Origin of the sequence: Kitasatospora sp. NRRL B-11411 (assembly GCF_000721345.1) — a bacterium.
Taxonomy (GTDB): domain Bacteria; phylum Actinomycetota; class Actinomycetes; order Streptomycetales; family Streptomycetaceae; genus Kitasatospora; species Kitasatospora cineracea.
The window spans coordinates 35,523-41,522 of record NZ_JOGH01000050.1 but is presented as its reverse complement, the minus strand read 5'-3'; the positions used below and the strand labels follow the sequence as shown (position 1 = coordinate 41,522).

The window sequence follows — 6,000 nt, the reverse complement described above, 5'->3', positions numbered from 1 at the left end:
CACCCCCGCCGCCCCCACCGGCCCCCACCCACACACCCGGGCGGGGGCCGGCAGCGCGGCAAGGAACTGCTCGGTGACCACGTGCAGGCCGCCCTCCACTTCCAGCGGCTCATCCCCCGCCTACCGCGTCACCGCACCGCCCTCCTGATCCTCAACCACACCCGGCAGCGCGGCGAGGAGCTGCTCGGTGACCGCGTGCAGGCGCCGGGCGGCGGCGGGGTCGAAGGCGGGGGTGTCGGTGGGGACGCGGCGGCCCTCCAGGACGGCGGTGAGGGGGCCGGAGGGTGAGTCGAGGTGGGGGAGGATCTGGGCGACCGCCTCGGTGACGGGTTTGCCGTGGACGCGCAGGCGGTCGACGTGGGCGGCGGTGGCGGGGTCGTACTCGCCGGCGAAGCTGGTGGCGACCACGCCGGGGTGGTTGACGACCTGGGGCACGTCGGGGTGCAGGTGGGCGAGGTGGGCGGCCAGCAGGTCGCACAGGGCCCCGCCGTGACCGAGGGCACCAGTGCCGGGGTAGTCGCGGCGCAGCTGGAGGTCGTCCCAGCGGACCGGGCCGGCCAGTCCGGCGCCGCCGAAGTTGAGCACCACGGGGCTTGCGGAGCGCCGCAGTTGGGGCAGCAGGCCGTGCGAGAGCAGGTGGCGGCTGAGGTAGAAGAGGGCGAAGTTGCTCTCCAGGCCGTCGGCGGTCTCGGCCCTGGTGGAACGGTGGTAGCGGGCCCCCAGGACGAGGACGTCCACCGCCGGGTGGTGCGCGGCGACGTGGGCGATCAGACGGCGGTTCTCGGCGACCAGGCTGAGGTCCGCGGTGAGGAAGTGCGCCCGTCCGCCCGCGCCGCGCCGGTGGGCGTCGGCCCGGAACGCCTCGCCCTTGGCCGGGTCGGTGCCGACCACCAGGACGTGGTGCCCGCGCTCCAGGTAGGCGGTGGCGAGGGCGCGGCCGATGCCGTCCGTCCCACCCGTGATCACTGCTGTGGCCATGGCTCGTTCCCCTCCCGGCGCCAAATGCTTTGATGCATCAAAGCATTCGCGGGCGTGCGGGGCAACCAGCAGGCCCAGCAGGCGAGTTACCTGCTGTCCAAGGTGGAGCCGGCCGGCCCGGTAGGCTGGGCGGGTGACCGCAACCCCCACTCCACCGTCCGCCGTGGCCCGCGAACTGGCCCGACTGGAGCTGGCGTTGTCCGCGCTGGTCCGGTGGAGCGAGAGCAGGCACATCCGCACCGAGGTGGCCCGCCGTTCCGGGTTCGACATGCCGTCCAGCTCGCTGCGACTGCTGGAGCACTTCGAGGCGGCGGGCCCGATGCGGGTCTCCGACATCGCCGAGTGCCTGCGCATCGACATCTCGACGGCCTCCCTGCAACTGCGCCGGCTGCGCGCCGACGCGCTGGTCAGCCGCCGCACCGATCCGGCCGACGGCCGATCCGGCGTCATCGCGATCACCGAGGAGGGCCGCCGGGCGCTGGCCCTGGTCCGGTCCGCCCGCTGCGACCTGCTCGCCGAGACCTTCGACGCCACCCCGCCGGAGCAACTCGGCCACGCGGCCGACGTATTGGGCCTGATCCAGGAGCACATGCTCACGGCGGCGGCACAGCACACCACCGACCCGGAGTAACCGCCACACAGGACCACCCGGCCGACCGGCAGCACGCAGCACCACACTACGGTCCGGGAACCGCCCCCGCCCCCTCCCCACCCCCGACCGATCGGAGCACACCCCGTGACCGGACGCCAGATCGCCCCCGGGCTGACCGTGTTCGGCCCGGACACCGCTCCTCCGCTGGTCCTGGTGCACGGCATCCGGCTGTCCGCCACCATGTGGCGTCCGCACGCCCGCCGCCTCGCCCCGGACTTCCGGGTCAGCACGCCGGACCTGCCCTGCCACGGCGCCCTCGCCGCACGGCCGTTCACCCTGGACGCGGCCGTCGACGCCGTCCGCCTGGCCGTCCGGGAGGCCCGTGCGGCAACCGGGCGGCGACCGCTGCTGGCCGGCCTGTCCCTGGGCGGGTTCACCTCGCTGGCCCACACCGTCCGCCACCCCGAGGACGTCGACGCGGTCCTGCTGCACGGCTGCACCGCCCGCACCACCGGCCCGCTGGCCGCCGCGTACGCCACCGCCGGACGGCTGGGCGACCTGCTGGGGCCGGAGCGTTCGGCGCGGCTCCAGGCCCGGGCGATGCGCCGGATGCTCCCGCCGGAGTCCGCCGAGGCGGTCCTCGCGGGGGGCTTCCACCTGCCCGCCCTCACCCAGGGCGTCGCCGAGCTGCGCCGCCACGACTTCCTCGCCATGGCGGCCGGACTGACCGTCCCGACCCTCTACCTCAACGGCCGCACCGACCTGCCGTTCCGCGCCGACGAGCGGCGCTTCCTCGCCGCCACCCGCACCGCCGGCACCCCGGCCCGCCTGTTCCACACCCGGGGCGGGCACCTGCTCAGCCTCACCGACCCCGACCGGTTCACCACCCTGGTGCGCCGCACCCACCATCTCCTGACTACAGACAACCACCAAGGAGACAAGAAAAACTGACGTTCCGTCAGCTCTTCGCGAGCCGGTACAGCACCGCGTGCTGCTGCGGGCCGGGCGGGACGCTCGGGTCGAGGAAGTCGGCGGCCGGGTCGTGCACCATGCCGAGGCGTTCCGCGACCGCCCGCGAGGGGGTGTTCCCGGCGGCGATCACGGCCAGGATCTCGGTCAGGCCCAACTCCTCGAAGCCGTACCGGAGGACGGCCCGGCCGGCCTCGGTGGCGTAGCCGTGGCCCCAGGCGTCGCGGTGCAGCCGCCAGCCGGCCTCGACGCCGTCGAAGGGCATCTCCGGGTCGACCGGGTCGAGCCCGGCGAAGCCCAGGAAGCGGCGCTCCGAACGGAGTTCGACCGCCCACCAGCCCCAGCCGCGCTGCGCCAGTTCGGTCCGGAAGTGCTCGAGCGAGCCGGCGGACTGCTCCCGGTCGAGCAGGGTGCCGAAGTACCGGCGCACCTGCGGGTCGGCGTTCAACTCGGCCCACCGGTCCAGGTCTTCGTCCTGCCACTGGCGCAACAGCAGCCTGGGGGTGGCGAGTTCGGTGACTGTCATCGGGTTCCTTCCGCTCCGGCCAGCACCTCGCGGGCCAGTTCCTCGGCCCGGTCCAGGACGGCCGCCAGGCTCGCCGGGTCGGTGCCGCCGGGCGCGAACAGCTCCTGCGCGCGCCGCTCGAACTCCGGTGGCGCGCACGGCAGTCGGCCGGCCGAGGCGATCGCGCCCTTCTCGTTGACCAGCCACTGCCCGGCCCGCGCGTGCAGCGCGTGCACCAGCAGGCCGACGGCCCGGAACAGGCACCCGGCGACGTACCCGGCGTCCCCGCGCCGGGCCCCCTTGCGCGCGTTGGCCAGCGCGAACGGGGCCTCCCAGGCCGCGTCGGCCTCCAGCGTCCGGGTCAACTCGGCCGGGAACGCGCCGATTTCGCCGCGCAGCGCGGCCAGCTCCCCGCCGGGGTCGGCCAGCACCCGGGCGAGCGCCAGCTCGCCGACGTACGCGTAGGACGGCACGCCGTACGGGTGGCCGGGCTGCTGGCCGGAGACGTACCGGCCGTGGCGGGCCTCGGCCGCGTAGTGGCGCACCCGCTGCACGTCCCGGTAGATCCAGTCGACCCGGGCCGGGCCGATGTCCAGCCAGGCGCCGCCGTCCACCCAGGGGCCCCAGCCGCCGGGCTCGGTCACCTCCACCGGCCGGCCGCCCAGCTCGGCGGCCACCTCCCGCAGCGCGCCGGTGTCGAGCTGCCCGGGGCGGTAGTACAGGCCGAGGTCGTAGTCGGACCCGGCAGTGTGGGTACCGCGCGCCCGGCTGCCGCCGAGGCAGACCCCGACGATCCCGCCGACCCCGGCCAGCCGCTGCACGACCGGCCCCAGCACCCCGGCCTCGTCCGTCCCGGTATCCGCCGCTGCACCCGGCCCGGCGTCCGTCTCCGCGGTCTCGTTCTCGTTCTCGTTTGCCATCGACCGCCACCCTGCCCCACCGCACTACCCGCCGCCAGACATTTTCCGCCCGCCACCGGCCACACCCCGCACCCCGTACCCCACCCCCGCACCACGCGCCACGCCGCGCCGCGCGCCGCGAACACGAAAGAGCGCGGTGGGGGCGCCGCACCGCCCCGCACCGCGCCGCCGGGCGCCACCCGTACGGGCGCCCGGTCACCGAGCGGACCGGACGGCCGCGGAACCGCCCCCATGGCACGGCCCCGCGTCCGCCCGGCCCGGTCCGGCCGCCCCGGGCTCCGGTCGGCCCGGCCCCGTTCGGGTCGTTCCGCCCGGTGCGGCCCACCGGTTCAGCCTCTCCGGGAGAGTTCACCCGGCTCCCTGGGTGCTCTCACCCGGTTCGGCTCAACCGGCCGTGCAGGAAACCCCGTTGAGGGCGAAGCCGCCGGCCGCGGCGGCGTTGCCGGTGTGGTTGGCCTGGAAGCCGAAGGTGGTGGAGCCCCCGGCCGGGATCGCCGCGTTGTACGCCAGGTTGACGGCGCTGACCTGGCCGGTGGCCGGGCTGACGGTGGCGTTCCAGGCGTTGGTGACGCTCTGCCCGCCGGGCAGCGTGAAGGTCAGCTTCCAGCCGTTGACGGCGCTGCCGCCGGTGTTGGTGACCGTCACGTTCTCGGTCAGGCCGGTGTTCCAGGCGCTGACCTGGGTGCTGACCTTGCAGGCCGCGCCGGTCGGCGGCACCGACGGCGAGGAGGAGGGCGACGAGGACGGCGAAGAGGACGGCGACGGCGAGGCCGAGGAGGAGGACGACGGGGACGGCGAGGAGGTGCTGCCGCCGAGCGCCGTCACCGCCGCGTTGTAGGCGGCCTTCGGCTGGTAGTTGTCGTCGTACATGGTGGCCGCGCCGTAGCCGGAGAAGAAGCCCGGGATCCAGGAGTCCGGGTCGCCCACGCCCCACTGCGAGACGCCGACGCAACCGCTCACCGCCAGGCAGGAGTTGACCACGTAGGCGTAGTCGGTGGCCTGCTGGGCGAGGTTGGCGGCGCTGGCCGGGACGGGCATCCGGTCGTCCAGCTCGGTGATGGCGACGTTCACGCCGAGCGCGGTGAAGCGCTGGATGTTGGCCTTCAGGGTGCTGGGGACCTGGCCGACGATGAAGTGGCTCTCGAAGCCGACGCCGTCGATCGGCACGCCCTGCTGCTTGAGCGAGGAGACCAGCTGGTACATGGCGTCGCTCTTCGCGCCCAGGCCCTCGATGTTGTAGTCGTTCAGGTAGAGCTTGGCGTTCGGGTCGGCGGCGTGCGCGGTGCGCAGCGCGTCGGCGATGTAGCCGGAGCCCATCGCGTTGTAGAAGGCGTCGGTGCGCAGCGAACCGTCTTCGTTGAAGGGCTCGTTGACGACGTCCCAGGAGTAGACCTGGCCCTTGTAGTGGGTGGCCTCGGTGGTGATGTGGTTCTCCATCGCGGCCTGCACCTGGGCGGTGGGCAGGCTGCTGACCCAGTTGGGCAGCTGGCTGTGCCAGACCAGGGTGTGGCCGCGCACCCGCATGCTGTGGGCCTTGGCGAAGGAGACGATCTGGTCGCCGGGGCCGAAGTTGAAGTTCCCGGCGGAGGACTCGGTGGTGTCCCACTTCATCTCGTTGCCGGGGGTGACCATGTCGAACTGGGTGCCGGCGATGGCGGTGATGGTGGAGCTGTTCAGGTTGGACTGGGTCAGCGCGGTGCCGAAGTAGCTGCCCTTGGCCTCGGCGAGGTCGCGCAGGGTGGTGCCGGCCGCGCCGGCCGGTCCGCTGCCGACGGTGGCGGCGGCCAGCAGTCCGCCGGCGGCGGCGAGGGCCAGTGCCGCGAGGGCGCGCCCGGGCCGGCGAGCTGCGCGCAACTGTGCAGCCATGGTGGGTCCTTCCAGGGGTGGGTGGGGTGCACGGACCGTACGGCCGCCCGCGCGCCACCGGCAACGGAGCGCCGCGGCCGGCCGCCGACCGCTGCTACTTGCCCGGCTCCGAAAATTTCGACGGACGTTCGACTGTCCTTCGACACCCACCGCCCCGACCTGCGGCGGGA

General features: G+C 74.3%; 6 protein-coding genes. 2 read left to right on the top strand and 4 right to left on the bottom strand.

Annotated features, from left to right (window positions below):
* Nucleotides 1-120 precede the first annotated feature (120 nt).
* Nucleotides 121-978 carry an SDR family NAD(P)-dependent oxidoreductase gene (locus tag IH44_RS0122215; RefSeq protein WP_051817174.1) on the bottom strand — a complete coding sequence of 286 codons (858 nt, stop codon included), beginning with the start codon at nt 976-978 and terminating at the stop codon, nt 121-123.
* Nucleotides 979-1,111: 133 nt separating this feature from the next.
* Here IH44_RS0122215 and IH44_RS0122210 point away from each other — a divergent pair, with 133 nt between their 5' ends.
* Together IH44_RS0122210 and IH44_RS0122205 are read left to right on the top strand one after the other, a co-directional pair.
* Nucleotides 1,112-1,609, top strand: coding sequence for a MarR family winged helix-turn-helix transcriptional regulator (locus IH44_RS0122210; RefSeq protein WP_030461432.1), 498 nt, complete (start codon nt 1,112-1,114; stop codon nt 1,607-1,609).
* Nucleotides 1,610-1,714: 105 nt separating this feature from the next.
* A complete protein-coding gene (locus IH44_RS0122205) occupies nt 1,715-2,521 on the top strand; it encodes an alpha/beta fold hydrolase (protein WP_081967043.1) in 807 nt (268 codons plus the stop codon).
* Nucleotides 2,522-2,528: 7 nt separating this feature from the next.
* Here the strand turns inward: IH44_RS0122205 and IH44_RS0122200 are convergent, their stop codons facing one another.
* From IH44_RS0122200 to IH44_RS0122190, 3 genes are all read right to left on the bottom strand, one after another.
* On the bottom strand, nt 2,529-3,065 hold the full coding sequence (locus tag IH44_RS0122200) for a GNAT family N-acetyltransferase (RefSeq protein WP_030461430.1): 537 nt from the start codon (nt 3,063-3,065) through the stop codon (nt 2,529-2,531).
* Entirely contained in the window at nt 3,062-3,964 is a 903-nt protein-coding gene (locus tag IH44_RS0122195) for a nucleotidyltransferase domain-containing protein (RefSeq protein ID WP_081967042.1), read from the bottom strand. The genes IH44_RS0122200 and IH44_RS0122195 overlap by 4 nt, the downstream gene beginning before the upstream one ends.
* Nucleotides 3,965-4,348: 384 nt before the next feature.
* Nucleotides 4,349-5,830 carry an endo-1,4-beta-xylanase gene (locus IH44_RS0122190; protein WP_030461428.1) on the bottom strand — a complete coding sequence of 494 codons (1,482 nt, stop codon included), beginning with the start codon at nt 5,828-5,830 and terminating at the stop codon, nt 4,349-4,351.
* Nucleotides 5,831-6,000 lie beyond the last annotated feature (170 nt).

What these genes read in the sequence shown, in the direction of transcription:
- IH44_RS0122190 (WP_030461428.1), bottom strand. Translation starts at nt 5,830, where the DNA reads ATGGCTGCACAGTTGCGCGCAGCTCGCCGGCCCGGGCGCGCCCTCGCG.
- IH44_RS0122200 (WP_030461430.1), bottom strand. Translation starts at nt 3,065, where the DNA reads ATGACAGTCACCGAACTCGCCACCCCCAGGCTGCTGTTGCGCCAGTGG.
- IH44_RS0122215 (WP_051817174.1), bottom strand. Translation starts at nt 978, where the DNA reads ATGGCCACAGCAGTGATCACGGGTGGGACGGACGGCATCGGCCGCGCC.
- IH44_RS0122195 (WP_081967042.1), bottom strand. Translation starts at nt 3,964, where the DNA reads ATGGCAAACGAGAACGAGAACGAGACCGCGGAGACGGACGCCGGGCCG.